The organism is Pseudomonas sp. Tun-23181 (assembly GCF_057415455.1).
Genome location: NZ_CM171630.1, coordinates 1,122,385 through 1,147,244, shown reverse-complemented (window position 1 = coordinate 1,147,244; position 24,860 = coordinate 1,122,385). Strand labels below are relative to the sequence as shown.

Sequence of the window (24,860 nt, the reverse complement as noted above, 5' to 3'; positions counted from 1 at the left end):
AGTCTTGCATGTCCAACGAAACCCCAACCACCCCTGGCTTCGATACCCGCGCCTTCCGCCGTGCCTTGGGCAACTTCGCCACCGGCGTGACCGTGGTCACCGCGGCCGGGCCGAGTGGCCGCAAGGTCGGCGTGACCGCCAACAGCTTCAACTCGGTGTCGCTGGAGCCGGCGCTGATCCTGTGGAGCATCGACAAGCGCTCGACCAGCCACGAAGTGTTCGCAGAGGCTTCGCACTTTGCCGTGAACGTTCTGGCGGCCGACCAGATCGAGCTTTCCAACAACTTCGCCCGCCCCAAGGAAGACCGCTTCGCCGGGATCGACTACGCGCAGGGGGCCGGCGGTGCGCCGCTGCTTGCTGACTGCTCGGCGCGTTTCCAGTGCGAGAAGTTCCAGCAGCTCGACGGCGGCGATCACTGGATCCTGGTCGGCAAGGTGGTGGCTTTCGATGACTTCGGTCGCTCGCCGTTGCTGTATCACCAGGGTGCCTATTCGATGGTGCTGCCGCACACCCGCATGACCCAGCGTGCCGAGGGGCAGGCGCCGAGCAGCCACTTCCAGGGGCGCCTGCAACACAACCTGTACTACCTGATGACCCAGGCCCTGCGCACCTACCAGGCCGACTACCAGCCACGTCAGCTGTGCACCGGCCTGCGCACCAGCGAAGCACGCATGCTGATGGTGCTGGAGAACGATGCCGGGCTGAGCCTGAACGAGCTGCAGCGCGAGGTGGCGATGCCGGCCCGGGAGATCGAGGAAGCTGTCGCCAACCTCAAGCGCAAGGGGTTGATCGCCGATGACGAGGGGCGTGTGCGGCTGTCGGTCAAGGGGGTCGATGAAACCGAGGCGCTGTGGACCATTGCCCAGGAGCAGCAGGACAAGGTGTTCGGACAGTTCAGCGCGGAGCAACTGGAGACCTTCAAGACTGTGTTGAAGGCGATCATCCGCATGTGAGGCCGGCGTGGGCTGCTGTGGTGGTTGCACCGGCCCTATCGCCGGCAAGCCGGCTCCCACAGGTTGCGCGCAAGGCCGAGGCATGAACGACAACGGCGCCCCTGTGGGAGCGGGCTTGCCCGCGAACACCGGCGAAGCCGGTGCCATCCACCGCGTCACCTGCTTCGCCGGCAAGCCGGCTCCCACAGGTTGCGCGCAAGGCCGAGACATGAACGACAACGGCGCCCCTGTGGGAGCGGGCTTGCCCGCGAACACCGGCGAAGCCGGTGCCATCCACCGCGTCACCTGCTTCGCCGGCAAGCCGGCTCTCACAGGTTGTGCGCAAGGCCGAGACATGAACGACAACGGCGCCCCTGTGGGAGCGGGCTTGCCCGCGAACACCGGCGAAGCCGGTGCCATCCACCGCGTCACCTGCTTCGCCGGCAAGTCGGCTTTCACAGGTTGCGCGCAAGGCCGAGGCATGAACGACAACGGCGCCCCTGTGGGAGCGGGCTTGCCCGCGAACACCGGCGAAGCCGGTGCCATCCACCGCGTCACCTGCTTCGCCGGTAAGCCGGCTCTCACAGGTTGTGCGCAAGGCCGAGGCATGAACGACAACGGCGCCCAAAAGGCGCCGTTGTCGTTTGCGTCGGTTCGCTCAGTAAACGCCACCACCTGTACTGCCGAACGCTGGCGTTTCCTTGAACTTGCCCGCCAGCTCCCGCAGGCCGCGCATCAGCACGGTGGTGTCGACGCCGACCGCGACGAAGGCCGCACCCAGCTCGATATAGCGCCGGGCCAGCTTCTCGTCCGCGCTGAGGATCCCGGCCGCCTTGCCAGCCTTGACGATGCGCACGATGGCATCTTCGATGGCCGCCTGCACTTCAGGATGCCCCGGGTTGCCACGATGGCCCATGGCTGCGCTGAGGTCGGCCGGGCCGATGAACACGCCATCGACCCCGTCGACCGCGACGATCTCGTCCAGGTTGGCCAGGCCTTCCGTGTTCTCGATCTGCACCAGCAGGCACATCTGCTCGTCGGCATGGTCGAGGTAGCCGGCGATGCTGTTCCAGCGCGAGGCTCGTGCCAGTGCGCTGCCCACACCACGGATGCCCGTGGGTGGGTAATGCACGGCCCTGACCAGCTGGCGCGCCTGCTCGGCGCTTTCGACCATGGGCACCAGCAGGGTCTGCGCACCGATGTCCAGCACTTGCTTGAGCAGCGCAGTATCGCCGATCACCGGGCGGATCACCGGTTGGCTGGGGTAGGGCGCCACGGCCTGCAACTGCTCGAGCATGCCGCGCAGGTCGTTCGGTGCGTGCTCGCCGTCGATCAGCAGCCAGTCGAAACCGGCATTGGCGGCCAGTTCCGCACAGTAGGCGTCAGCCAGGCCGAGCCACAGGCCGATTTGTGCCTGGCCGCTGCGCAGGCGTTGCTTGAAGCTGTTGATGGGCATGTGCATGGCGGGCTCCTCAGACGAAACGGCAGGCAATCGAGCCGAGCATGTCGTAGTCGACGTGGAAGGTGTCACCGGGCCGCGCGGCGACCGGGCGGGTGAACGAGCCGCCGAGGATGACCTGGCCCGGCTGCAGGGTAACGTCATACGCTGCCAGCTTGTTGGCCAGCCAGGCGACGCCCTTGGCCGGGTGGTTGAGCACTGCGGCGCTGACCCCCGACTCTTCGATCACGCCGTTGCGGTAGAGCACCGCCGGTACCTTGCGCAGGTCGATCTCGGTGGGGCGCACGGCGCGCCCGCCCATGACCACGCCGGCGTTCGCCGCGTTGTCGGAAATGGTGTCGAACACCTTGCGGGTCGCCTGGGTCTGCGGGTCGACCTGCTGGATGCGCGCATCGATGATTTCCAGTGCCGGGATCACCCACTCGGTGGCGTCCAGCACATCGAACAGGGTCACGCCCGGGCCTTTGAGCGGCTTGCCGAGGATGAACGCCAGCTCGACCTCGACCCGCGGCACGATGAAGCGCTCGAAGGGAATGTCGCTGCCTTCGTCGAACAGCATGTCATCCAGCAGGGCACCGTAGTCGGGTTCGGTGATGCTCGACGATACCTGCATGGCCCGCGAGGTCAGGCCGATCTTGTGGCCGACCAGGCGGCGGCCGGCGGCGATCTTCTTGGCGACCCAGGCACGCTGGATGGCGTAGGCATCTTCAATGGTGATGCCCGGTTGCTCCAGCGAGAACTGGCGAACCTGCTCGCGGGTGCGTTCGGCCTGGTCGAGGCGCTCGGCGGCCTGCTGGATGAAAGCGTTATCAAGCATGGTTGGAATCTCTTGGTTCAAGGATTGACGATGGCCGCCCGGGTGCGCAGCACCAGCAGGCCGCCAAGGGTGATGAAGATCGCCAGCAGGTACAGCGCGAGGCTGGCGCTTTGCGTGGTGTCGCGGACCCAGCCGATGAAATAGGGCGCGGCGAACGAAGCGACGCTGCCCAGCGAACTGATCAGGGCGATGCCGGCCGCCTGGGTGCGTGCGTTGAGGAAGGCCGGCGGCAACTGCCAGAACATCGGCAGCGCGGCGCTGGCGCCCATGCCCGCCAGGACCAGCCCGGCCAGTACCGGCCAGGGCTGCTGTGGCATCAACCCGGCGATGGCGATGCCGGTGGCGGCCATCAGCATGGGCACGCACAGGTGCCAGCGGCGCTCGCGCTGGCGGTCGCTGGAGCGCCCGCAGGCGAGCATGAACACACAGCCGGCCAGGTAGGGCAGGGCACTGAGCAGGCCGACGCTGGCGTCGCTGCCGATGCCAGCACCATGGATCAGGCTGGGCATCCAGAAGGCCAGGGTGTTGACCGCCAGCATGACCGCGCAGTACACCGCCACCAGCAGCCACACGGCCCGGCTGGCGATGATCCCGCCCAGGGAGGTCACCGACTTGCGCTGCTCCTCGGCGCCGAACTGGGCGCGCAGTGTCGCCTTCTGCCGCTCGTCGAGCCAACGCACCTGCTCGAAGCCTTCCGGCAGCGCGGCCAGCACCACCAGGCCCAGCAGTATCACGGGGGCGCCTTCGAGCAGGAACATCCACTGCCAGCCGCGCAGCCCGGCGGTGTTGTGCATGAAGGCCAGGATCGTTCCGGAAACCGGCCCGCCGATGACGCCGGCCAACGGCACGGCAACGGCGAACAGCGCGGTGACCTGGGCTCTGCGCCCGGCGGGGTACCAGCGGTTGAGGTAGACCAGGATGCCCGGGAAGAAGCCGGCCTCGGCTGCGCCCAGGGCGAAGCGCAACAGGTAGAAGGCGCTGCTGGTCTCGATCAGCAGCATGCTGGTCGACAGCGCGCCCCAGACCACCATCAGGGTAGCGATCCAGCGGCGTGGGCCGATGCGCTCGAGCACCAGGCTGCTGGGCACGCCGAACAACGCATAGGCGATGAAGAACAACCCGGCGCCCAGGCCGTAGACCGTGTCGGAGAACTGCAGGTCCTGGCTCATCTGCATCTTGGCGAAGCCGATGTTGATACGGTCGAGGTGGGCGAACAGGTAGCACACCAGCAGCAGCGGCATCAGCCGCCAGGTGACCGTGCGGTGGGTACTGTCGGCCAGTTCGGCTTGGGTCTTGGCAGGCGAGGCATGTTCGAGAGTGCTCATGTTCTTGTACTTGTTCTGTGATGAGGGGGCAACGGCCCGTCGGCAGGCGTCAGGCCGGGCGGTTGAACAGGGGGTGCAAGGTGCTGTGCTTGGCGTCGTAGACCTGCTGGGTGCTCTCGTCGATTTGCAGGGTGATGCCGATCGGACGGCGTTGCAGCAGCCCGTCCAGGCGGCTCTTGAGCACCTGCAGCAGGCTGTCTCCGACACGTTCGTGAACCTCGGCGCGGCGGCCGCTGCCCATGCGCAGGTTGGCGTACAGGAAGCCGTAGTCGCCCTGACCGTCAGCCACCGCGCAATGGGCGGCAGGGTAGGCCAGCACGCGGGTGCCGCCGGTGGGGAATACCGCTTTGCCGGTTTCGTCGCGCTGTTCGAGCATGCTGTCGGCCAGGGCACGGCACAGCCCTGGAATGTCGGCTTCAGTTTCCAGGTCGGGGGTGTAGAGCAGAACCAGATGGGGCATGAAGGGCCTCCTCGTTGCAGAAGCGGCTGGCCGCCCGCCAGGGACGGCCAGGTGGGTCACAGGCGGCTGGTGGAAACCACCGCCGCCGGGTGGGCAGCCTGGGCCGGGGGAATGGCCGAGCCATCCTGGGGCGTGACCGGGAAGATCGCGTTGATCTGGCCGGTACCCGAAGAGCCGAAGTAAGGCGTCACCACCTCGGCCTTGCCGTCGTACCCGGACCAGCCCAGGGCGCCGAGCAGCATCGCGGTGTCGTGCATGAAGCCTTCGCCGTGCCCCTTGGCGGCGTACTCCGGGAGCATGCCGCAGAACGCCTCCCACTCGGCGTTCTCCCACATCGAGACCACGCGGTTGTCCAGCGTCTCGAGGAACGGGCTCCAGACCTTGGTGGCGAACTCCGGTGCCTGGCCGTTCTGGGCGAAGCGGTGCGACAACGAGCCACTGGCCAGGAAGGCCACGGTGCCGTCGTAGTGATCTTCCACCGCCTTGCGCATGGCCCAGCCGAGGCGGGCACTGTCGGCCAGGTAGTGCGAGGTGCACAGCGCCGAGACCGAGATCACCTTGAAGTGCTGGTCCTGGTTCATGTAGCGCATCGGTACCAGGGTGCCGTATTCCGGGCCGAGGGTGGTGGCGTGGTGGGCCATGGTCTCGACGTCGAAGCGGTTGCACGCCTCGGCCAGCAGTTGGCCGAGTTCGGTATTGCCGGGGAATGCGTAGGGCATGTTGCTGATGAAGTGCGGCAGCTCGTTGCTGGTGTACACGCCCTGGAAGTGCGGCGCGCACAGCACGTGGTAATTGGCGTTGACCAGCCAGTGGGTGTCGAACACGACGATGGTGTCCACGCCCAGTTCGCGGCAGCGGCGGCTGATCTCGTAATGCCCGTCGATGGCCGCCTGGCGAAAGCCCTGGCGCGGGCCTGGCAGCTCCGACAGGTACATGGAGGGAACATGAGTGATCTTGGCTGCGAGTGCCAGCTTGCCCATGGTGAAACTCCTTGTTGTTGTGTAGCCACCCGGCTGGCGACATTCGCCAGCCGGGTGGAGGAGGGGTCATACGCCCCAGCGAGGGATGTGGTGGCTGCCCATCGAGATGCACACGTTCTTGATCTCGGCGAACACTTCGAAGCTGTATTGTCCACCTTCACGCCCGGTGCCGGAGCCTTTGACGCCGCCGAACGGCTGGCGCAGGTCGCGCACGTTCTGGCTGTTGATGAACACCATGCCGGCTTCGATGCCACGGGCCAGGCGATGGGCCTTGCCGATGTCCTGGGTCCAGATGTACGAGGCCAGGCCGTACTCGGTGTCGTTGGCCAACCGCAGTGCTTCGGCTTCGTCCTTGAACGGAATCAGGCAGACCACCGGCCCGAAGATTTCCTCCTGGGCGATGCGCATCTTGTTGTTGACGTCGGCGAACACGGTCGGCTGGATGAACTGCCCCTTGGCCAGGTGCGCCGGCAGGTTGGCCGGGCGCTCCAGGCCGCCGGCGACCAGGCGTGCACCTTCTTCGATGCCGATGCGGATGTAGCCGGTGACCTTGTCGTAGTGCTGCTGGGTGATCATCGAGCCGACTTGGGTCTTCGGGTCGGTAGGGTCGCCGACGATCAGGCGCTTGGCACGGGCGGCGAATTCGGCCACGAATTGGGGATACACGCTCTCCTGGATGAAGATACGGCTGCCGGCGGTGCACCGTTCGCCGTTGAGCGAGAAGATGGTGAACAGTGCCGCGTCCAGGGCGCGCTCAAGGTCGGCGTCCTCGAAGATCAGCACCGGCGACTTGCCGCCCAGCTCCATCGAGTACTTCTTCAGGCCCGCGCTCTGCATGATCTTGCGGCCGGTGGCGGTGCCGCCGGTGAAGGAGATGGCGCGTACGTCCGGGTGGCGTACCAGGGCGTCGCCCGCGGTGGCGCCATAGCCCTGGATCACGTTCAGCACACCGTTGGGGATGCCGGCTTCGACGGCCAGGCGGCCCAGTTCGTTGGCGGTCAGCGGCGACAACTCGCTCATCTTCAAGACTGCGGTGTTGCCCAGTGCCAGGCACGGTGCAGTCTTCCAGGTGGCGGTCATGAACGGCACGTTCCATGGCGACACCAGGCCGCATACCCCCACCGGCTGGTACAGGGTGTAGTTGAGCATCTGGTCGTCGACCGGGTAGGTGTGGCCGTCCATGCGCGTGCACACTTCGGCGAAGAAGTCGAAGTTGTGCGAGGCACGCGGGATCAGCACGTTCTTGGTCTGGTGGATCGGCAGGCCGGTGTCGAGGGTTTCCAGTTCGGCCAGTTTCGGCACGTTCTGTTCGATCAGCTCACCGAGCTTGCGCATCAGGCGGGCGCGTTCCTTGGCCGGGGTGTTGGCCCACTTCGGAAAGGCCTCTTTGGCCGCGGCCACGGCCTGGGCGACTTCCTCGGCGCCACCGCTGGCGACTTCGCCGATGGCCTCGCCGGTGGCCGGGTTGTAGTTGACGAAGGTGTCTTTGCTCTCGACCTCACGGCCGTTGATCCAGTGCTTGATCATGCTGCTCATGCCTTGTTGTTCTTGAAGAAGTCAGCCTCGCTGACGATGCGGTTGACCAGGCGGCCCACGCCTTCCACCTCCACCACCACTTCATCGCCCGGCACCACGTCGGCCAGCCCCTCCGGCGTGCCGGTGGCGATCATGTCGCCCGGCTGCAAGGTCATGAAGCTGGAGAAGTATTCGATCAGGTAGGGGATGTCGAAGATCATGTCGGCCGTGGTGCCTTCCTGCTTCAGTTCGCCGTTGATCCAGGTGCGCAGCTTCAGGGCGCTGACGTCCGGTACATCGGCCGCATCGACGATCCACGGGCCCACCGGGGTGGTGGCGTCACGGTTCTTCACCCGCAGGTTGGGGCGGTAGTAGTTCTCCAGGTAGTCGCGGATGGCGTAGTCGTTGCACACCGTGTAGCCGGCGACGTAGTCCAGGGCGTTTTCGCGCTTGACGTTCTTGGCCGCCTTGCCGATGACCGCGACCAGCTCGCACTCGTAGTGCATGTATTGGACGTTGTCCGGGCGCCAGGTGACCTGGTTGTGACCGGTGTAGGTGCCTGACGACTTGATGAAGGCCAGCGGTTCGGTCGGCGGGGTGAAGGCCAGCTCACGGGCGTGGTCGGCGTAGTTCAGGCCCAGGGCGAACATGCTGCCGGTGGCCGGTGGCAGCCACTCGACCTGGTCTTCGCCAAGCCGCCGGCCATCGACCAGGCGTACGGCGTTGTCGTCCTCGACCGTGACGGCATGGACGCTGCCTTCATAACGGATACGTGCGTGCTTCATGCTGGTTCCCCCGACTCGGCAACGATGGTGTTCGCCAGGCGGCCAAGGCCGGTGATCTCGACCTCGACGTGATCGCCCGGGTGGACGTCGACGCGCCCCTCCGGGGTTCCGGTGATCAGCACATCCCCCGCGTGCAGGGTCATGAATTCGCTGAGTTCGGCGATCAGTTGTGGAATACGGCGAACCAGGTTGGCGGTGGTGTTTTCCTGGACGACCACGCCGTTGACGTAGAGCTTCAGGGTCAGCTGGTGCGGATCGGCGATCGCCGCTGTCGGGACCAGTTGCGGGCCGATCGCGCAGAAGCCGTCGCGGCACTTGGCCTTGACCGCCGGGCGGTAGTAGCTGTCTTCCGGCAGGCTGTATTCATTGACGATGGTGTAGCCGAGCACATGGTCCAGCGCATCGTCCGCGCTCACCCGGCTGGCATCCTTGCCGATCACCACGCCCAGCGCCGGGCCTGGCTGCAGGCGCTCGACACCCGATGGGTAGATCACATCCGCACCATGGGCGTTGCGCGTGTTCGGTGTCTTGATGAACAGCACCGGTTTGACCGGCGCTTGCTTGTAGGGCGGCTGTTCGAACTCAGCCAGACGCTGCTGCAGCAGACCGTTGTAGTTCAGCGCTACGCCGAACAAGGTGCCGTTCGCAACGTCATGCAACGCATGGCTCATGCTTTTCTCCTGGCGGTGCTGGGCAACAGGTGCTCTCCAGCGATATCGTTAATGTGTTAACTTTATAATTAATATGTTAACGAACGTCAAGATTCCATCCTGTGGCATCCGCCGTGCGGCGGGTGCACCATGGAAGCTGGTCAATTCGGTCAAGCGATTAGCGAGCAAGCAGTGATGAGCGATCGGCACCCCATTCCGAACATCAACATCGGCCAGGTCTACGACCAGCGCTACAGCGACAGCGAGGTGCATTACGATCGGCTCGGCAACCTGGCCGGCTTTTTCGGGCGCAACATGCCGGTGCATCGCCACGACCGGTTTTTCCAGGTGCATTACGTCAAGTCCGGCACGGTGCGGGTCTACCTGGACGACCAGCAGTTCATCGAGTCGGGGCCGATGTTCTTCCTCACGCCGCCCACGGTGACCCATTCCTTCGTCACCGAGCCCGACAGCGACGGGCATGTGCTGACGGTGCGCCAGCAACTGGTATGGCAACTGATCGAGGCGGATGCCAGCCTGCTGCCGGCGGGGGTGCACGTGCGCCCGGCCTGCGTGGCGCTGGCCAAGGTACCGGCGGCGGACCAGGCCGAGGCACGGCGCCTGGAGCACTGGCTGGAAGCGCTCAGCGACGAGTTCGCCAGCCCCCATCCGGGGCGTGAGGCGGCGCTGCAGTCGCTGACCCGGTTGATCATGATCAGCCTGCTGCGGCTGTGCCCCAACTCGCGGGAGTCGACCCCGGCCAGGCACGAAGACCTGAAGATCTTCCACCGTTTCAATGCACTGATCGAGGCGCACTACCTCGAGCACTGGCCGCTGGCGCGCTATGCGCAGCAGATCGGGGTGACCGAGGCGCGGCTCAACGATATCTGCCGGCGCATCGCCGACTTGCCTTCCAAGCGGCTGGTGCTGGAGCGGCTGATGCAGGAGGCCAGGCGCCTGCTGCTGTTTTCCAGCAGTTCGGTGAACGAAATCTGCTACCAGCTCGGCTTCAAGGACCCGGCCTACTTCAGCCGTTTCTTCAACCGGTATGCGAAGCTCACGCCCGGCGAGTACCGGCAGCGGCAGTCGCACCTGCAGTGAAATGGCCATGTAGGTCCACCCGGAGCGCTGTAGTTGTTTGCAGAGGATGCTCGCACCTTGCCGGGTCGCCTTGAATGGGTTTTCCGTGGAACAGATTGCACTTTCCATGGGGCTCATGGCGGTTGCCCGATGCCCCCGCGTAGCTACTGGATAACAATTAAAATGTTAACGACATTTGGATAAATGTTAAGATGTTATCGTTATTTTCCAGCCAACCCCTCCTGGAGTGCCGATGTTGCCCAACCCCAGTCGCCTGATCGTTCTACTGGCTGCCCTGGTAGCGTTCGCCCCCTTGTCGATCGACACCTACCTGCCGAGTTTGCCGGCCATCGCCGATGACCTCGCTGCCAGCGCTACCCATGTGCAACTGACAATCGGCGTGTTCCTGGCCGGGCTGTGCCTGGGCATGCTGTTCCATGGCCCGTGTTCCGACCGTTTCGGCCGCAGGCCGGTGTTGCTGTGCGGGATGCTGCTGTACCTGGGCGCGACCATCGGCTGCATGCTGGCGGGCAGCGTCAACGAGCTGATCGCCTGGCGCTTCCTGCAGGCACTCGGCGGGGCCGCCGCTTCGGTGCTGGCCAGGTCCATCGTGCGGGACATCTTCTCGCTCAACGAGGCGGCCAGGACCCTGTCGCTGATGCACCTGGTGACGATGGTCGCCACGCTGGTGGCCCCTTTGGCCGGCAGCTTCCTGATGCTGGTGCACGGCTGGCGAACGATCTTCGCCGGGCTGTTCTGCTTCGCCGCGATCTGCCTGGCCGCCAGCGCGTGGAGCATTCCCGAGACCCATCCCGCCGACAGACGGGCAGGCTCCCTGGGTGTGGCCCTCGCTGGCTACTGGCACATCGCGCGAAACCCGCAGGCGCTGGCGTTCATCCTGTGCATGGGGCTGTCGTTCGGCGGCATGTTCGCCTTCATCACCGCATCGCCGTACGTCTACATCGAATATTTCGGGGTATCGACGCACCTGTATGGCTGGCTGTTCGCCCTGAACATCGCCGGGGTGATCGTGGTGACCACGCTCAACGCCCGCCTGGTGAGCCGGCTTGGCCCGTTGTCGATGCTCGGTGTCGGTGCGGCGATCGCCAGCGTGGCGGCGCTGGGGCTGGGCATCTTCGGGGCTGCGGGTGTGCTCGGCCTGAGCGAGATCGTGGTGCTGGTGGTGCTGTATGTGAGCGTCACCGGCCTGATGGGGGCGAACTGCGTGGCGAGCCTGTTGAAGCTGTTCCCCGGCAATGCCGGCGCCGCCGCCGGCCTGGCCGTCTCGACCCAGTTCGCCATGGGCGCTGCGTTCAGTGCGCTGGTGGGCAGCCTGGCCGATGGCTCGCCGCGGCCGATGTGCCTGGTCATCGCCGGCGCCGGGGCAGGGACCGCGTTGTGCTACCTGTGGCTTAGACGGCGGTCGAAGTTGCACGGCGGGGCGCCGCTTCCACGACCTTGCGACGACCGTGCCAGCCTGTAGAGGCGCTCAGGGGCGCCCGTCACCAGTCGTGCCCCTGGCCCAGCGACTACAAGGCGTGGTGACGGAGCTCCAGCAGCTTGTACGGCCAAGTTTGTATTCATGTCCAAGCCACATAAGGTAGCCTTCTCAACTTGACATGGAGGAAAAAGTGCAAAACAGGTATGGAAAACTCGCTTCCTGGATTTATCACCTGGATAAACCCATCGGTCACTCCTTCGGTGATCTGGAATACTATCGGCAGCGTCTGGCTGGGTGTGATGGTCCCATCCTGGAACCTGCGGTCGGCAATGGCCGGATCCTCATCCCGATGCTCGAGATGGGCCTGGCCATCGAAGGTTTCGACGCATCACAAGACATGCTCGACTACTGTCGGCAGGAATGCCTGAGTCGGGGTCTTCTCCCTACGCTGACATGCCAGACATTCGAGCAATTCAGCTACGACCGACGCTTCGCGGCCATCATCATGCCGGCGGGATCGTTTCAGTTGATTACGCAGACCGCCTCGGCAATGGCCGTGCTCATGCGCTTTCGGGATCATCTGCTGCCCGGTGGAAGGCTGATCCTGGACATTGATCCCATCGAAAGCATCGTTGCACAGGCGAGCCCCGTGCGCAGTTGGGCAGTGGGAGGTGGCGATCTACTCACGATGACCTGCCATCGGGCCGAGATCGATTACGTCAAACAAACGACCCTTTCGCATCTGCACTACCAACACTGGCGAGATAGCACGTTGCTGTCGGCAGAGCTTGATCTATTTCATTTGCGTTGGTGGGGTGTCGATGAGTTGGCATTCGCGTTGCGCGAAGCGGGTTTCGTGGATGTCGTGGTGTCGGGCGATTACCAGCATGGACGCCAACCCCGCAAGGGCGATCGGATCATCAGCTTCGAGGCGAGCCGCCCTGGTGGATGAGTCGTTGGCCTAACACCGCATTCACCATTGCCCACTTTCGACCGAGACTGTGTGAAAACTTCGACGGCGCTCAGGCTGGTTAAAAAACAGCGCGACACTGTGGGAGTGGCTTGCCGGAGTGCCGGACCATCGCGAAGCAGGCGCTGCGCTGGATGGCTCCGGCTGTGCCGGTGTTCGCGGTTCAAGCCCGCTCCCACAGCGGGCGCGCCGGCTTTTAGAGCTGGAGCAATGCCGCTGACTTTCGCTCACTACCACGCAGCCTTCTTCGGTCTCGAGGTGGGCGCAGGCGGTCGGGGCGGGGATGCGTGTCATGGGCGTCTCGGCGGCTGGCAAAAGAGGTACGGTAGCCAATGTCAGCGTTCAGTGCCTTCCCCTGGGCGTCAGCCAATAGAGAATGAGCGCCTTGCCAGGCGTCGAAGCGGCCGGCTGCCGGCCTCGACGCCAGGGGGGTCAGGCTTCGCGGTAGGTGCCTTTTTGCTTGGCGGCATGAATGGCCAGGGCGTCCATGAGCGCGGGCGACAGACAGTCGTAGGGCTCAAGGCCCAGCTCGCGCAGGCGCCCGCGGATCGCCTCCATCTGCGCCGGTGGCGTGCCGCTTTCGATCACCGAGGACACGAACGCGGCAAAACCCGGTGCAGACCAGCCGGTCTGCGGGGACAGCTCGGTATGCACGAAGTCGAGGCCGTAGAACGGGTGGCCGGTGTTCTCGATGCGGCCGAACAGGTGTGCGCCGCAATCGCGGCAGGCGTGGCGCTGGATCACCGCGTTCGGGTCCACCACCTGGAGCTTCTCGCCATGGGCCTGCACGCTGACCTTGTCGCGTGGGACCACGGCCACCACCGAGAAGATCGCGCCTGCGGGCTTCCAGCACTTGGTGCAGCCACAGGCATGGTTGTGCAATGTTTGTGCGTTGACGGCGACTTGCACCTTGTCGGTCGGGCACAGGCACTGGAGGGTGCCACCGGCGAAACCGGGCTGCTCTGGTCGGATACCCTGGTCGATCGAGGGGTGTAGGTGTATGGCGTTCATGGTACTGGTCCCTCCTGGTTCTGGCGTGATAGGCGTGGCCACGGACCACGCCCAGGGTGGTCAAGCGAAATGGATGACCGTGCGGATCGACTTGCCTTCGTGCATCAGGTCGAAGGCTGTGTTGATGTCTTCCAGCCCCATCGTGTGGGTGACGAAGGGCGCCAGCTCGATCTCGCCGCGCATGGCTTCCTCGACCATGCCGGGCAACTGGCTGCGCCCTTTGACCCCACCGAAGGCGGAGCCTCTCCAACTGCGGCCGGTGACCAGTTGGAACGGTCGGGTGGAGATCTCCTTCCCGGCACCAGCGACACCGATGACGATCGACTGGCCCCAGCCACGGTGGGCCGACTCCAGGGCGGCCCGCATGACGTTGACGTTGCCGATGCACTCGAAGGTGTGGTCGATGCCCCAGCCGCTCATGTCCACGAGCACCTGCTGGATCGGTTTGTCATGGTCGTTGGGGTTGATGCAGTCGGTGGCGCCGAAGGCGCGCGCCAGCTCGAACTTGGCCGGGTTGGTGTCGATGGCGATGATGCGCCCGGCCTTGGCCTGGCGCGCTCCCTGGATCACGGCCAGGCCGATGCCGCCGAGACCGAACACGGCGACCGAGTCCCCCGGTTGCACCTTGGCGGTGTTGTGCACGGCGCCGATGCCGGTGGTGACACCGCAGCCCAGCAGGCAGACATGCTCATGGTTGGCATTGGGATTGATCTTGGCCAGCGAGACCTCGGCCACCACGGTGTACTCGCTGAAGGTCGAGCAGCCCATGTAGTGGAAGATCGGTTGCCCCTTGTAGGAGAAGCGTGTCGTGCCGTCCGGCATCAGGCCCTTGCCCTGGGTGGCGCGCACGGCTACGCACAGGTTGGTCTTGCCGGACTTGCAGAACAGGCATTCGCCGCATTCGGCGGTGTAGAGCGGTATGACATGGTCGCCGGGCTCGAGGCTGGTGACGCCTTCGCCCACTTCCACCACCACGCCAGCGCCCTCGTGACCGAGCACGGCGGGGAACACACCCTCCGGGTCGTCGCCGGAGAGGGTGAACGCGTCGGTATGGCAGACGCCGGTATGGGAGATCCTCACCAATACCTCACCTTTGCGGGGCGGGGCTACGTCGATCTCCACGATTTCAAGCGGTTTGCCTGGCTCGAAGGCAACAGCGGCACGTGATTTCATGATGGGCCTCGATGGGTTGCCTTACGCAGCTACGATCGATCGTCGATGTATTTTCATGCCGGAGGCGTTTGTCGGCTGGGATACCAGACATCCGGCGTATGGCCAGTGTGCAGGGGAGGGTTAAATCCTGTATATGGAATTGTCTGGATTTTATTATTCCAAAATCAGGAATTATCATGGTCCCCCAAACCCCATGACAGGCTTTAATGGAGCAGCAGAGAACCCGAGCGCGCGGGCTTGCCCTTTCGATCTCTGTTCTCCAAAGGGCCAGGTAATCGCTCATGAACAACGAACTGGAACTTCTGCGCATCTTCCGTACCGCCGCCGAGCATGGCAGCTTCCGTGAGGCGGCCGTGCGCCTGGGGTCTTCTCCCCAGGGTGTCACGCGCGCCATACAACGCCTGGAGCGGCACTTTGGCGAGTTGCTGTTTCACCGCAACACGCGCCAGGTACGGATCACGGTCTTCGGCGAGGGGCTGCTGGAGCGCGTGCGGCCGGCGCTCGACCAGTTCGATGAGCTGTGGCGCCCGCCAGGCGTGGGGCAGGAGGTTTGCGTGGCCGGCACGGTGCGGGTCAGCGCGCCGCACAGCCTGGGCAACCGTGCGGTGCTGCCGGCGCTGGAGCGCGTTGCCGCGCAGCACCTGGGCATCACCCTGGACGTGCGGTTGTCCGACCGCCTGAGCGCCGTGGTCGATGAGCAGATCGATGTCGGCATCAGGGTGGGGTTCCTGCACGACAGCCGTTTCGTGGCGCGCCAGGCGAGCCATATGCGGCTTCCCATTGTCGCGGCGCCGAGCCTGATCGCGCGCCTGGGGGCGCCGCAGCGGGTGGAGGACCTGGCTGGCCTGCCGGTCACGGCGTCCCTGGACGTCAACACCGGCCGGCCATGGCCCTGGTATTTCAAGGCCGGCCGACAGTGGGCGCCCACGTCACAGGCGTTCGTCGCCGATGACGCCGACATGGAGATGGGGGCGGTGCTGGCCGGGGTGGGCTTTGCCCAACTGGCCGACTACATGGTCGCCCCCCATATCGCCAGTGGCAAGCTCGTGCAGGTCTTGCCGCACGAAGAGCCGACGGCCTGGGGGCTGTATGTCTACCGTCCCCAGCGCGGCCCTGTGCCTGCGCGGGTCAGGGTGGTCTTCGACGCGCTTCATGAGGCCGTTGGCGCGCTGCCGCGGCTGGGGTGAGGGCGTATCTGGCCCGGGCAGGGCAAAAAGCAGGTAAACCCACTACAGGCCACCTTCGGGTGGCCTTTTGGCTTTCGCGGGCAATACTTCTCTGTACAGGCGGGCGGGCTGCTAGTGGCGCGCGCCGCGGGAGGTGAGAGATGAACAAACTATCCATTGTGGGTGCCGGTATGGTGGGCGAGGCGGCGGCTCAGATCATCGCCCGGGAAGAGTTCTGTCGTGAGTTGGTGTTGATCGATGTGCAGGGCGAGTTGGCCCAGGGCAAGGCGCTGGACGTCTGGCAGGCGGCAGTCGAGTCAGGTTCCGATACCCGGGTTCACGGCGGGGCCAATGCCCAATTGCTGCAGGATTCCGACCTGGTGGTGATCACGGCGGGTGTGCCCCGCAAGCCAGGTCAGTCGCGCCAGGATGTGTTGAGTATCAATCTGCCCATTCTCGATGGGATCATGCGCGACATTAATCGTCATGCCCCGGCGGCGACGGTGTTGGTGGTGTCGAACCCAGTCGATGTGCTGACCTATCGGGCATGGTCCCTCAGTGCGCTGGGACGTGACCGGGTGTTCGGGCAGGCGGGGGTGCTGGATACCGCGCGCATGAAGTGTTTCATTGCCGAGGAGACAGGGTTTTCTGCTCGGGATATCTCGGCGCTGGTGCTGGGAGGGCATGGCGATAGCATGGTGCCGCTGATGCGGTACTGCACGGTCGGCTCGGTGCCGCTGTCCCATTTCCTGTCCAGCGAGCAGATCGAGCGGATCGTGGAGCGCACACGCCAGGGTGGCGGCGAGATCCTGGGCTTGAAGAAGCTGGGGAGCGCCTGCGATGCGCCGGGCGTGGCGATTGCGCAGATGGTGGATGCCATCGCCAATGGGCGAAACCGCATTTTGCCGGCGGTCGCGATCCTCGAGGGCGAGTACGGGCGAACGGATATTGCCATGGGGGTCCCCTGCGTGCTGGCAGAGGCGGGGATTGCGCGGGTGATCGAGTTGCCTCTGGATGCGCAGGAGCAGGCGATGTTCGACCGCTCTGCAGACCATGTGGTGCGTGATATTGCTGAAATGAAGGCTTTGTGAGCGGGGCATGAGCGTTCTTTGGGCGCCCTCGAGTTAAGGGGGCGCCTAAGCTCAGCGCACACTATGTCTAAATCCGCGCCAGCGCCTGGGCCAGGTCGGCGCGCAGGTCCTCGACATCCTCGACCCCCACCGACAAACGCACCAGTGCATCCCCAATGCCAAGTTGCGCGCGGGTTGGTGCAGGGATGCTGGCGTGGGTCATGATCGCCGGGTGTTCGATCAGGCTTTCCACCCCACCCAGGCTCTCGGCCAAGGCGAAGATCTGCACGCCTTCGAGGAAGCGCCTGGCGCCGGCCAGGTCGCTGTTCAGGTCAAGGGAAATCATCCCGCCGAAACCGCGCATCTGCCGCCGTGCCAGTTCGTGCTGCGGGTGCGACGGCAAGCCCGGGTAATAGACCCGTGCAACCTGCGGCTGACGTTCAAGCCATTGCGCCAGCTCCAGCGCATTGCAGCAGTGGCGCTCCATGCGCAGTGCCAGGGTCTTCACGCCACGCAGGGTAAGAAATGCATCGAACGGCCCGGCGATGGCCCCCACCGCGTTCTGCAGGAAGCCCATTCGCTCGCCCAGTTCGGCATTCTGCCCGACCACCGCGATGCCACCGATCACGTCGGAGTGGCCGTTCAGGTACTTGGTCGTCGAGTGCAGCACGATATCGAAGCCCAGCTCCAGCGGACGCTGTACCCACGGGCTGGCAAAGGTGTTGTCGGCCACGCAGAGGATGCCGCGCTCGCGACAGGTGCGGGCGATGGCGGCAAGGTCGGTGAGGTGTAGCAACGGGTTGCTCGGCGTCTCGACCCAGACCATCCGTGTGTCTTCTTGCAGCGCCGCTTCGAATGCCGCCAGGTCGGCCAGGTCGACGAAGCTGAAGCGATGCCCGGCGCTGCGCCGGCGCACCCGTTCGAACAGCCGGTATGTACCGCCGTACAAGTCGTTGCCGGAGACGATGTGCGCGCCCGCCTCGAGCAGTTCGAGCACGGTGGAGATCGCCGCCAGCCCGGAGGCGAAGGCGAAGGCCTGGGTACCGCCCTCAAGGTCCGCCACGCAACGCTCCAGCGCCCAGCGCGTAGGGTTGTGCGAGCGCCCGTAGTCGAGGCCCTTGTGCACGCCAGGGCTCTGCTGCGCATAGGTGGAGTTGGCGTAGATCGGCGGCATCAGTGCCCCGGTGGAAGGGTCCGGAGCCTGTCCGGCATGGATCACGCGGGTGGCGAAGGCGCGTGGTGCGCCGGTTTCATCGTGCTGGCTCATGGTAGCGACCTGCGCAGGTGATTGAGCATGTCGACGCGGGTGATCATGCCATGGAAGCCCGAGGCGTCTTCGATGATCGCCACCAGACCACGGTCGAGCTCGGCCTGCAGTTCGGCCAGGCTGGCGCCGGGAGGCAAGGTTTCGAGCTTGTCGGTCATCGCGCTGGCCACGCTCATGTGGAAGTGCGAGGCGTCGTGGTGCACGCCCAGCAGAATATCGGACTCGTCGATCACGCCGACTAGGCGCTGCCCATTCTCCAGCACCGGCAGTTGCGACACATCGGCCAGGCGCATGCGCTGGAAGGCGGTGAGCAACGTGTCGTCCGGGCTCACGCTGATCACCCGGCCATCCTCGAAGCGCCGCGCGATCAGGTCGCGCAGGTCGCCGTATCGCTTGCGCGCCAGCAAGCCCTGGTCGGTCATCCACTGGTCGTTGTAGACCTTCGACAGGTAGCGGGTGCCGGTGTCGCAGACGAAGCTGACCACACGCTTGGGCTCGGTTTGCTCGCGGCAGTAGCGCAGCGCCGCTGCCAGCAAGGTGCCGGTCGAAGAGCCGCCGAGAATGCCTTCGGCGCGCAGCAGTTGGCGGGCATGATCGAAGCTTTCTTCGTCGCTGATGGAGTAGGCCTGGCGCACACTGGAAAGGTCGGCAATAGACGGAATGAAGTCCTCGCCGATGCCTTCCACCGCCCAGGAGCCGGCGGTACCGAGGGTGCCGCTACGGCTGTATTCGGCGACCACCGAGCCGAGCGGGTCCGCCAGCACCATGGCCAGGTTCGGTTGCACCCGGCGAAAGAAGCGGGTCAGCCCGGTAAGCGTACCGGCCGAGCCGACGCCGACGACGATGGCATCCAGGTCGTGTTGGGTTTGCGCCCAGATCTCCGGCGCGGTGCTGCACTCATGGGCCAATGGGTTGGCCGGGTTGTTGAACTGGTCGGCGAAGTAGGCGTCGGGAATCTCCTGCGCCAGCCGCGCAGCGACATCCTGGTAATACTCGGGATGGCCCTTGCCGACGTCGGAGCGCGTGATGTGCACCTCGGCGCCCATCGCCTTGAGGTGCAGGACCTTCTCGGTGGACATCTTGTCCGGTACCACCAACACCACCCGGTAGCCCTTGGCGCGGCCGACCAGGGCCAGGCCGAGCCCGGTGTTGCCGGCGGTGGCCTCGACGATGGTGCCGCCAGGCCGCAGGCGGCCGTCGCGCTCGGCGGTGTCGATCATCGCCAGGCCGATGCGATCCTTGCTCGAACCACCGGGGTTTTGCGATTCGAGCTTGAGGAACAGTGTGCACGGGCCGGTATCGAAGCGGCTGACGCGCACCAGCGGTGTATTGCCGATCAGTTCGAGCACGGCGGGGCGGGAGTCGTTCGGCATGTCGTCACCTCGCTGCGGGCATTCGCATTGGATGGACGGTAGCCTGCGGCGCGTCGTTGCGTGCCGGCCGCAGGTGAAGCCTCGCTTGGAACATAGGCCTGGATGGCACCGCCCGCAACCGTTGGCAGCTGGCCGGTAGCGTTGCCCGTTCTTACAGACACTGCAGTACAGTGAGTGGCGTGCCCCGGCTAGTGCGCAGGGAAATCAGGGAATCCGGATCCCCAGCGCATTCAGCGTTGCCGTATCCATTCGACCATTCACCGTCAGCGCGCTGTCCATCTGAAACGCCATCAGCGCTCCTCGGGTCGCTTTGCCCATCACACCATCAATGGCGCCTTGGTAATACCTGCGCACTGTCAGTGCCGTCTGGACCCGGACTACAAGGTTGCTTTTCTGCGCGTTGGTGGGGCGCGTCCGGGACGTTCCTCCTGTCCCTACGGTCGATCCCGATGGTTGGTACAAGGCGTTACCGCTCGACGAGCCGGAAGAGCCTCCAGCCCCATAGCCCGAAGTACTCGGCGCCGTGTAACGACGTGTGCTGCTGGCTGGCGGGCTGTAGTAACGCGGCGCGCTATAGCCACCCGAACCGCTGTAATGGGAACTGTGCGAACTATGCGAGCGGTGTGAGCTGTGCGAGCGATGCGCGGCATAGATGTTCACCGCGTCGGGAGCGTTGAGCGTATCGGCAAAGACAGGGGGCTGCACCCTGTCGTTGGGCTGCCAGCTGGCATCAGCGAGCGGCAGTTGGATGGGCTGCGCCAAGGAGGTACCAGCCACCGGCAACAGGGTGATGCCGCCAATCAGGACTTTCCAGCGGTCAAGCAGTTTCAATGCGCGCTCCTTGCATAGGCACCAAAGGCCTCGGTCGATAGTGGTTGGATACCGCGGCTCTGCCAACGGTCGGTATGGGACTTGAAGAAGCCTGAGCACTGTTCGATGGCGGCACATCGCTGGCAGGCATCGATGAACAGGTTCTTCCAGTCGGAAATGCTTTGCCGGGCGAAGCGCGATAGATGTGCAGGGATCAGGCACAGCGGCAGGTTGTAGATCGAAACAGGCATCCCACGGTTGAACAGGAAATAGGTGGCCTGGCTCAGCGGTTCCTGATAATCCAGCGGGTCGATCCACAGCGTTTGGTGGTGTTTCCTGGCAAGGCCCGTGCTTTCGATACCCATCAGTGCAACGTGCCGAACGAACGGCAGGTTCCTGAACACGAAGTGCGCCAGCTCCGGCAACCGTGACGTGGTCAGGCGGCTGAGTACCACGCGGATCTCGATGGCTTGCTTGGCGCGAGCGAGGTTGTAGAGCCCTTGAAGGGTTTCGCTGAACGCCCCGGGCGCCTGGACCACATGGTCATGATCCGTCGCGTTGTCAGCATACAGCGGGATACCCCAGCTCAGTTGCGGGTGCTCCAGGGCCGCCAGTGCTTCGATCCAGGTCGGGTCCTTGAATAGCCTGCCGTTGCTTAGCACATGGATGGATTTGTGGGGCAGAACGGTTTTGCACTTGGCGAGGATCTCGAGCAGGCCGTCGCGATAGAGCGTCGGTTCACCGCCACTGATGCCCAGGTTTTCCTCGCCTGCATCCATGAGGTCGATCAGGCGAAGGTTTTCCTCGATATGCCACCGGTCATCGATGTCTTTCGGAGGCTGGGAGCACATCAGGCAAAGGCTGTTGCAACGGTCTGTCATGAACAGCAGGTTGCTGTCGGAGCCGCGGCGGTACAGTACACGTACCAGCGAGCTGTTGGGCGTCAGGGCAACGACATCCCCCGGCTGGACGACATCGGGATCTTTTGGTGAATGCAGGTGTAGGTGGGCGCCTTGAGCGCCAGTTGCCAATGCGTCTGGTGTCAGGAAGCCACCTATGGGCAGCGACAGCAGGTGTGGGTCATGTTGCAGCGCCGCGTTTGGCAACCAAAGTAGCAGGTCGCTGAAGGCCGCTTCTCCTGCGCAGACGGCAAGGCCTTGTTCAATGAACTCGGCAACGGTGATGACCTTGAGCAACCTTGGCTCGGTCAGGTTGCGGATTTCGAAATGGGTCTCTTTGCGCAACATCGTCTTCAGCCCCGGTAGCCAGGGAAGCGGAGGTCGCTGAAGGAACGCCTGTTGAGCCAGGACAGCAGGACCCGCTGAACATTGTCGTCGCCGTCGCGCAGCAGGCCGAACAGATGTTTGAGCAGCCCCATGTTCTTCTTGCAGAAGCTGCTGAACGCGCGGTGGCCTATCGGGTCGCCCTGACGCGCATAGTGCTCTACCGGGTCTGCGCCGCAGTACGGTACAAAGGCGCAGTCCGAACAGCCCGGCAGAGCCTCTGCCACGCCACTGGCCAGCAACGCCTTCATGACGGGGGACGCCAACAGCTCGGGCAACGGTTGCCGGACCGTGCCCAGACGCAGCCCGTCTTCACCCATCTCCAGAAGCATTCGCGCTTCGTCCGAGGGGTACACATAACCGTCGTAGTTGTACACCAGGGCTGCAGTGCCTGCGCCGGTGGGGGAGCGCAAGTCGACGTAGCCGCAGGAGAAGGGCGTGAGGATGTTCTTGAGCAGCAAGCTCGCATAGCTCTCGGCCAGGTAGACGCCCTGCTGGTTGATTTGCAGCAGGTAAGCCAGCGCCACTTTGTAGAACTCGAGGTAACGCTCCATGGGGTAGTCGAGGCGGTGCGCACTTTTCGACGCAAAGCCATAAGGGCTCAACGGCCTGAGCGAGATGCTGGAGAATCCCTGGTTCACATACTCATCGACGATCGCTAGGGGCTGTTCCAGGCTTCTGGAGGTCAATGTAGTCAGTGCAGAGACGGCATCGTGCCCCAGGGCTTCACGTACCCATTGAATCCCTCTGACGGTTCTCTCGTAGGCGTCACGGGACGGGGTGGGGCGGTTGGCATTGTGTAACGAGGCCGGTCCATCGAGGGATGTCGAGAACTGGATGCGATGCTGCTTGGCGAAGTCGAGTATCTCGTCTGTCAGGTGGTGGAGCGTCGTGGTGATGACGAATTGGATATCTCGCTGCTCGATGATATTGCGTTCGACCACCCACTCGACAATCTGGCGCACCCGTTCGAATGCCAGTAGCGGCTCACCGCCTTGGAACTCCACCGTAAGGGCAGGGGCGTTCGACTCGAACAGGCGATCGACTGCCGCCCGTGCATCCTCCTGCGACAGGTCATGTCCCGAGCCGCCGAGCGGAGCGCGTGAAACTTGGCAGTACTGGCACGTGTGGTTGCAGCGCAGCGTTACCACGAACAGATGCAGCGCCGGGCCTTGGAACAGAAAATCCTTGCGGCTGCGAAACTGCGCTGCCATTTCTGGGAACGGGTCGTGGCGGCCAGGCTCGTAGATGAAATGACGAGCGAGTAGGTCTTTGTAGAGCGGTGTGTCTGGTTGCACGTCGTGATGGCTGAGGGCTTGCAGTTGCGCATCGGTAACGTGCAGGTATTCACCGGTATCCGAGGTGAGCAGGATGTCACGGTCACTTCCCGAGTCCATACGCATGAAGCGCAAAGGCAGCAGGCGATAGCGGCTGGCATCGGTGGCAATCAACGTCATGGGACGATCTCGCAGCCGGTGAGCGCCGCACGTACCAGCGCTTCGCGCAGCCCTGCGGTTTCACGGTTGATGTGGTCGCGCAGCGCGAAGTCGTTCAGGTGCTGGAGAACGAGTGCACATGCCTGGTGTTCGGGCAGGGCCAGGCTAGCTTGGGTTGGAAAGATCACGAGGTTGAGATGGTCGGGCTCCGCATCGATCTGGATCGCTACCGTGTCAGCCAGGCTATAAGCGGTTCGTTGCACCACGCTAAGAGGGTAGGCGGTATTGCTGAGGCTCAGCGTGACTGGCCATGCCATTGGAATCTGTCCTTGAAAGCCTTGAGGGTTGTAGGGGATTTTGCCGGCTTTTGAGGCATTTTGCCATTACATGTGGTTACATTTTTTCGGTCTTGATCACAAGGTCCGGTCTAGTCGGCCAGGCCTCTTGGCGTGGTGATGGATAAATCCAGTAAGCTGTGGCTATTGTCAGAAATGAGGCGATAAGACACAAAATCAGGGAATTACACTGCTTATTATGAACAGTGGAGTTAATTCTATAGTTTTGGATGTCAAGTGGAAAAATCGAGCTAGAAACACGCCCGAAGGCCAATGTCAGTCAGTTAAGCGGGCTTTGTCATTTTGGGGCTACCTTGCAGCCCATCGCCGGCAAGCCGGCTCCCCCAGGGACCGCGGCGACCACACATGATGCGGTTTGCACGGACAGTGTGGGAGCCGGCTTGCCGGCGATGGGGCGCGAAGCGGCCCCAAATGACAACTGAAAGTCTTAACTGACCGGCATTGGCCCGAAGGCCTGTTTCTGCCACGGCTGGACAGCATCGAGGACATTCGGCGTTACGAAAACAGCGCCAATCGTCTCCGTACACGGAGGAAACCCGGCAATGCTTAAGCAGGTGAACGTCTTCTACGAGGGCTGGGGTGAGCCTATACCTACGTGTTGTTACTCGAGATATCCTGCGCACGGTTCAAGATCGCATTGACCAGAACGTAACTCGGCTACGCGAATAATGAGGGGGCAAGCAGGTGTTTGACCTGCCGGAGCTATTCAGGGATCTAACCGAACGATTACCTCTTCATGGAGCAGTCCTGTCGCGGTGTTGCATCAGGGGGCAACCTCACTATCTGGTTTCAAGTGATACCCTCCACCGCATATCACTCAAGGCCATCGTATGGATATACCGGCTCGCTTCATCATTCATGAGTCCCCGTATTGGGTGATCAACCAGCGCATCGATAGTGCGTTGCCTGGCTACCTGATGCTCAGTGCCAAGGAGATGACAAACTCATTGGCGGCGCTACCGACCGAAGCACTGGCGGAATTGGGTATATTGCAAGCGAGCATACAGGCATCCATCGAAGCGCATCTGCAACCAAAACGGCTCTACATTGGCCGTTTCGGTCATGAAGCGGGGCACTCCATTCATTTCCATTTCATCCCGATTTACCCCTGGGTAGAAGCGATGTTCTGGAGCGATGACAGATACAGAGTGCTGCAGGCCTTTGGCTCACTCGACAGTACCGTGCCGCAGACCGATGGCGCAGAACTGACGCTCTTTGTCTGGCGAGAATTCTGTGAACGTCCTGATCCTCCGTCGATACCAGGCCCATCAGTTGATCGCGTCATTGCTGTTCTGCGTGGTGAACTCGGTGTGTAGAGGGTTGGTTGAGCGGTAAGAGATACGTGTCGCGCTTAACCGAGCGGGTGCTCCCGCTGTTTCATTGGCCAGATTGCTGTCGGTACGCTTTGCCCAGGAGATCTACACGTGTGTGGTCAGTGGCAGCGGAACCACTCTTCTCATCCAGGAATACAGCCTCACCGACGTGCTCGAAGCCACGCCAG

At 63.7% G+C, this 24,860-nt stretch carries 23 protein-coding genes and 1 pseudogene; 8 read left to right on the top strand and 16 right to left on the bottom strand.

Annotated elements, in window-relative coordinates:
* Window positions 1-8 precede the first annotated feature (8 nt).
* Window positions 9-953 carry a p-hydroxyphenylacetate 3-hydroxylase reductase component gene (locus tag ACDI39_RS05735; RefSeq protein WP_225789000.1) on the top strand — a complete coding sequence of 315 codons (945 nt, stop codon included), beginning with the start codon at window positions 9-11 and terminating at the stop codon, window positions 951-953.
* Window positions 954-1,590: 637 nt separating this feature from the next.
* Here ACDI39_RS05735 and hpaI read toward each other — a convergent pair.
* From hpaI to ACDI39_RS05695, 8 genes are all read right to left on the bottom strand, one after another.
* Window positions 1,591-2,394: a 4-hydroxy-2-oxoheptanedioate aldolase gene (hpaI, locus tag ACDI39_RS05730; RefSeq protein WP_225789001.1), complete on the bottom strand. Its 804-nt coding sequence runs from the start codon at window positions 2,392-2,394 to the stop codon at window positions 1,591-1,593.
* A 10-nt stretch (window positions 2,395-2,404) separates the two neighbouring features.
* Window positions 2,405-3,208: a 2-oxo-hept-4-ene-1,7-dioate hydratase gene (hpaH, locus tag ACDI39_RS05725; protein WP_225789002.1), complete on the bottom strand. Its 804-nt coding sequence runs from the start codon at window positions 3,206-3,208 to the stop codon at window positions 2,405-2,407.
* A gap of 17 nt (window positions 3,209-3,225) precedes the next feature.
* On the bottom strand, window positions 3,226-4,533 hold the full coding sequence (locus ACDI39_RS05720; RefSeq protein ID WP_225789003.1) for an MFS transporter: 1,308 nt from the start codon (window positions 4,531-4,533) through the stop codon (window positions 3,226-3,228).
* Between the two features lie 49 nt (window positions 4,534-4,582).
* A complete protein-coding gene (locus ACDI39_RS05715; protein WP_225789004.1) occupies window positions 4,583-4,993 on the bottom strand; it encodes a 5-carboxymethyl-2-hydroxymuconate Delta-isomerase in 411 nt (136 codons plus the stop codon).
* 56 nt (window positions 4,994-5,049) lie between these two features.
* Complete coding sequence (hpaD, locus tag ACDI39_RS05710; RefSeq protein ID WP_225789005.1) at window positions 5,050-5,973, bottom strand: 3,4-dihydroxyphenylacetate 2,3-dioxygenase; 924 nt, start codon at window positions 5,971-5,973, stop codon at window positions 5,050-5,052.
* Between the two features lie 66 nt (window positions 5,974-6,039).
* A complete protein-coding gene (hpaE, locus tag ACDI39_RS05705) occupies window positions 6,040-7,500 on the bottom strand; it encodes a 5-carboxymethyl-2-hydroxymuconate semialdehyde dehydrogenase (RefSeq protein WP_486538959.1) in 1,461 nt (486 codons plus the stop codon).
* A gap of 5 nt (window positions 7,501-7,505) precedes the next feature.
* A complete protein-coding gene (locus ACDI39_RS05700; RefSeq protein WP_368815543.1) occupies window positions 7,506-8,273 on the bottom strand; it encodes a fumarylacetoacetate hydrolase family protein in 768 nt (255 codons plus the stop codon).
* On the bottom strand, window positions 8,270-8,944 hold the full coding sequence (locus ACDI39_RS05695) for a fumarylacetoacetate hydrolase family protein (RefSeq protein WP_225789007.1): 675 nt from the start codon (window positions 8,942-8,944) through the stop codon (window positions 8,270-8,272). Before ACDI39_RS05695 ends, ACDI39_RS05700 begins: the two co-directional genes overlap by 4 nt.
* A gap of 174 nt (window positions 8,945-9,118) precedes the next feature.
* Here ACDI39_RS05695 and hpaA point away from each other — a divergent pair, with 174 nt between their 5' ends.
* The 3 genes from hpaA to ACDI39_RS05680 all read left to right on the top strand — a co-directional run bounded on the left by hpaA (window position 9,119) and on the right by ACDI39_RS05680 (window position 12,396).
* A complete protein-coding gene (gene hpaA / locus ACDI39_RS05690) occupies window positions 9,119-10,024 on the top strand; it encodes a 4-hydroxyphenylacetate catabolism regulatory protein HpaA (RefSeq protein ID WP_253104468.1) in 906 nt (301 codons plus the stop codon).
* Between the two features lie 232 nt (window positions 10,025-10,256).
* A complete protein-coding gene (locus ACDI39_RS05685; RefSeq protein ID WP_225789009.1) occupies window positions 10,257-11,486 on the top strand; it encodes a Bcr/CflA family multidrug efflux MFS transporter in 1,230 nt (409 codons plus the stop codon).
* 148 nt (window positions 11,487-11,634) lie between these two features.
* On the top strand, window positions 11,635-12,396 hold the full coding sequence (locus ACDI39_RS05680) for a class I SAM-dependent methyltransferase (protein ID WP_486537986.1): 762 nt from the start codon (window positions 11,635-11,637) through the stop codon (window positions 12,394-12,396).
* A gap of 450 nt (window positions 12,397-12,846) precedes the next feature.
* On the opposite strand, the gene gfa is transcribed toward ACDI39_RS05680, so the two are convergent.
* A complete protein-coding gene (gene gfa / locus ACDI39_RS05675) occupies window positions 12,847-13,425 on the bottom strand; it encodes an S-(hydroxymethyl)glutathione synthase (RefSeq protein ID WP_225789011.1) in 579 nt (192 codons plus the stop codon).
* Window positions 13,426-13,485: 60 nt separating this feature from the next.
* Window positions 13,486-14,601: an S-(hydroxymethyl)glutathione dehydrogenase/class III alcohol dehydrogenase gene (locus ACDI39_RS05670; protein ID WP_486538957.1), complete on the bottom strand. Its 1,116-nt coding sequence runs from the start codon at window positions 14,599-14,601 to the stop codon at window positions 13,486-13,488.
* 278 nt (window positions 14,602-14,879) lie between these two features.
* Here ACDI39_RS05670 and ACDI39_RS05665 point away from each other — a divergent pair, with 278 nt between their 5' ends.
* A complete protein-coding gene (locus ACDI39_RS05665; RefSeq protein ID WP_253104482.1) occupies window positions 14,880-15,785 on the top strand; it encodes a LysR family transcriptional regulator in 906 nt (301 codons plus the stop codon).
* Window positions 15,786-15,925: 140 nt separating this feature from the next.
* The gene (locus tag ACDI39_RS05660) at window positions 15,926-16,855 is read left to right on the top strand and encodes a malate dehydrogenase (RefSeq protein ID WP_486537983.1); all 930 of its coding nucleotides are present in this window, start codon (window positions 15,926-15,928) and stop codon (window positions 16,853-16,855) included.
* 67 nt (window positions 16,856-16,922) lie between these two features.
* Here ACDI39_RS05660 and ACDI39_RS05655 read toward each other — a convergent pair whose 3' ends face one another.
* From ACDI39_RS05655 to hxsD, 6 genes are all read right to left on the bottom strand, one after another.
* On the bottom strand, window positions 16,923-18,101 hold the full coding sequence (locus ACDI39_RS05655; RefSeq protein WP_225789015.1) for a cystathionine gamma-synthase: 1,179 nt from the start codon (window positions 18,099-18,101) through the stop codon (window positions 16,923-16,925).
* Complete coding sequence (locus tag ACDI39_RS05650) at window positions 18,098-19,474, bottom strand: pyridoxal-phosphate dependent enzyme (protein WP_486537980.1); 1,377 nt, start codon at window positions 19,472-19,474, stop codon at window positions 18,098-18,100. The genes ACDI39_RS05655 and ACDI39_RS05650 overlap by 4 nt, the downstream gene beginning before the upstream one ends.
* Window positions 19,475-19,678: 204 nt before the next feature.
* Window positions 19,679-20,305, bottom strand: coding sequence for a His-Xaa-Ser repeat protein HxsA (gene hxsA, locus ACDI39_RS05645; RefSeq protein WP_486537978.1), 627 nt, complete (start codon window positions 20,303-20,305; stop codon window positions 19,679-19,681).
* On the bottom strand, window positions 20,302-21,531 hold the full coding sequence (gene hxsC, locus ACDI39_RS05640) for a His-Xaa-Ser system radical SAM maturase HxsC (RefSeq protein WP_486537976.1): 1,230 nt from the start codon (window positions 21,529-21,531) through the stop codon (window positions 20,302-20,304). The genes hxsA and hxsC overlap by 4 nt, the downstream gene beginning before the upstream one ends.
* A 5-nt stretch (window positions 21,532-21,536) precedes the next feature.
* Window positions 21,537-23,024: a His-Xaa-Ser system radical SAM maturase HxsB gene (gene hxsB / locus ACDI39_RS05635; protein ID WP_486537974.1), complete on the bottom strand. Its 1,488-nt coding sequence runs from the start codon at window positions 23,022-23,024 to the stop codon at window positions 21,537-21,539.
* The gene (hxsD, locus tag ACDI39_RS05630; protein WP_486537971.1) at window positions 23,021-23,320 is read right to left on the bottom strand and encodes a His-Xaa-Ser system protein HxsD; all 300 of its coding nucleotides are present in this window, start codon (window positions 23,318-23,320) and stop codon (window positions 23,021-23,023) included. The genes hxsB and hxsD overlap by 4 nt, the downstream gene beginning before the upstream one ends.
* Window positions 23,321-23,807: 487 nt before the next feature.
* On the opposite strand from hxsD, the pseudogene ACDI39_RS05625 reads away from it, so the two are divergent.
* Window positions 23,808-23,909: pseudogene (locus ACDI39_RS05625) on the top strand (XRE family transcriptional regulator); the annotation flags it as partial.
* Window positions 23,910-24,189: 280 nt separating this feature from the next.
* Window positions 24,190-24,675 carry an HIT family protein gene (locus ACDI39_RS05620; RefSeq protein WP_253080218.1) on the top strand — a complete coding sequence of 162 codons (486 nt, stop codon included), beginning with the start codon at window positions 24,190-24,192 and terminating at the stop codon, window positions 24,673-24,675.
* The last annotated feature ends 185 nt before the right edge of the window (window positions 24,676-24,860 follow it).

What these genes read in the sequence shown, in the direction of transcription:
- hpaH (WP_225789002.1), bottom strand. Translation starts at nt 3,208, where the DNA reads ATGCTTGATAACGCTTTCATCCAGCAGGCCGCCGAGCGCCTCGACCAG.
- ACDI39_RS05620 (WP_253080218.1), top strand. Translation starts at nt 24,190, where the DNA reads ATGGATATACCGGCTCGCTTCATCATTCATGAGTCCCCGTATTGGGTG.
- ACDI39_RS05695 (WP_225789007.1), bottom strand. Translation starts at nt 8,944, where the DNA reads ATGAGCCATGCGTTGCATGACGTTGCGAACGGCACCTTGTTCGGCGTA.
- hpaD (WP_225789005.1), bottom strand. Translation starts at nt 5,973, where the DNA reads ATGGGCAAGCTGGCACTCGCAGCCAAGATCACTCATGTTCCCTCCATG.
- ACDI39_RS05660 (WP_486537983.1), top strand. Translation starts at nt 15,926, where the DNA reads ATGAACAAACTATCCATTGTGGGTGCCGGTATGGTGGGCGAGGCGGCG.
- ACDI39_RS05700 (WP_368815543.1), bottom strand. Translation starts at nt 8,273, where the DNA reads ATGAAGCACGCACGTATCCGTTATGAAGGCAGCGTCCATGCCGTCACG.
- gfa (WP_225789011.1), bottom strand. Translation starts at nt 13,425, where the DNA reads ATGAACGCCATACACCTACACCCCTCGATCGACCAGGGTATCCGACCA.
- ACDI39_RS05685 (WP_225789009.1), top strand. Translation starts at nt 10,257, where the DNA reads ATGTTGCCCAACCCCAGTCGCCTGATCGTTCTACTGGCTGCCCTGGTA.
- ACDI39_RS05655 (WP_225789015.1), bottom strand. Translation starts at nt 18,101, where the DNA reads ATGAGCCAGCACGATGAAACCGGCGCACCACGCGCCTTCGCCACCCGC.
- hxsC (WP_486537976.1), bottom strand. Translation starts at nt 21,531, where the DNA reads ATGTTGCGCAAAGAGACCCATTTCGAAATCCGCAACCTGACCGAGCCA.
- ACDI39_RS05735 (WP_225789000.1), top strand. Translation starts at nt 9, where the DNA reads ATGTCCAACGAAACCCCAACCACCCCTGGCTTCGATACCCGCGCCTTC.
- ACDI39_RS05715 (WP_225789004.1), bottom strand. Translation starts at nt 4,993, where the DNA reads ATGCCCCATCTGGTTCTGCTCTACACCCCCGACCTGGAAACTGAAGCC.
- hpaI (WP_225789001.1), bottom strand. Translation starts at nt 2,394, where the DNA reads ATGCACATGCCCATCAACAGCTTCAAGCAACGCCTGCGCAGCGGCCAG.
- hxsD (WP_486537971.1), bottom strand. Translation starts at nt 23,320, where the DNA reads ATGGCATGGCCAGTCACGCTGAGCCTCAGCAATACCGCCTACCCTCTT.
- hpaE (WP_486538959.1), bottom strand. Translation starts at nt 7,500, where the DNA reads ATGATCAAGCACTGGATCAACGGCCGTGAGGTCGAGAGCAAAGACACC.
- hpaA (WP_253104468.1), top strand. Translation starts at nt 9,119, where the DNA reads ATGAGCGATCGGCACCCCATTCCGAACATCAACATCGGCCAGGTCTAC.
- ACDI39_RS05650 (WP_486537980.1), bottom strand. Translation starts at nt 19,474, where the DNA reads ATGCCGAACGACTCCCGCCCCGCCGTGCTCGAACTGATCGGCAATACA.
- ACDI39_RS05665 (WP_253104482.1), top strand. Translation starts at nt 14,880, where the DNA reads ATGAACAACGAACTGGAACTTCTGCGCATCTTCCGTACCGCCGCCGAG.
- ACDI39_RS05720 (WP_225789003.1), bottom strand. Translation starts at nt 4,533, where the DNA reads ATGAGCACTCTCGAACATGCCTCGCCTGCCAAGACCCAAGCCGAACTG.
- hxsB (WP_486537974.1), bottom strand. Translation starts at nt 23,024, where the DNA reads ATGACGTTGATTGCCACCGATGCCAGCCGCTATCGCCTGCTGCCTTTG.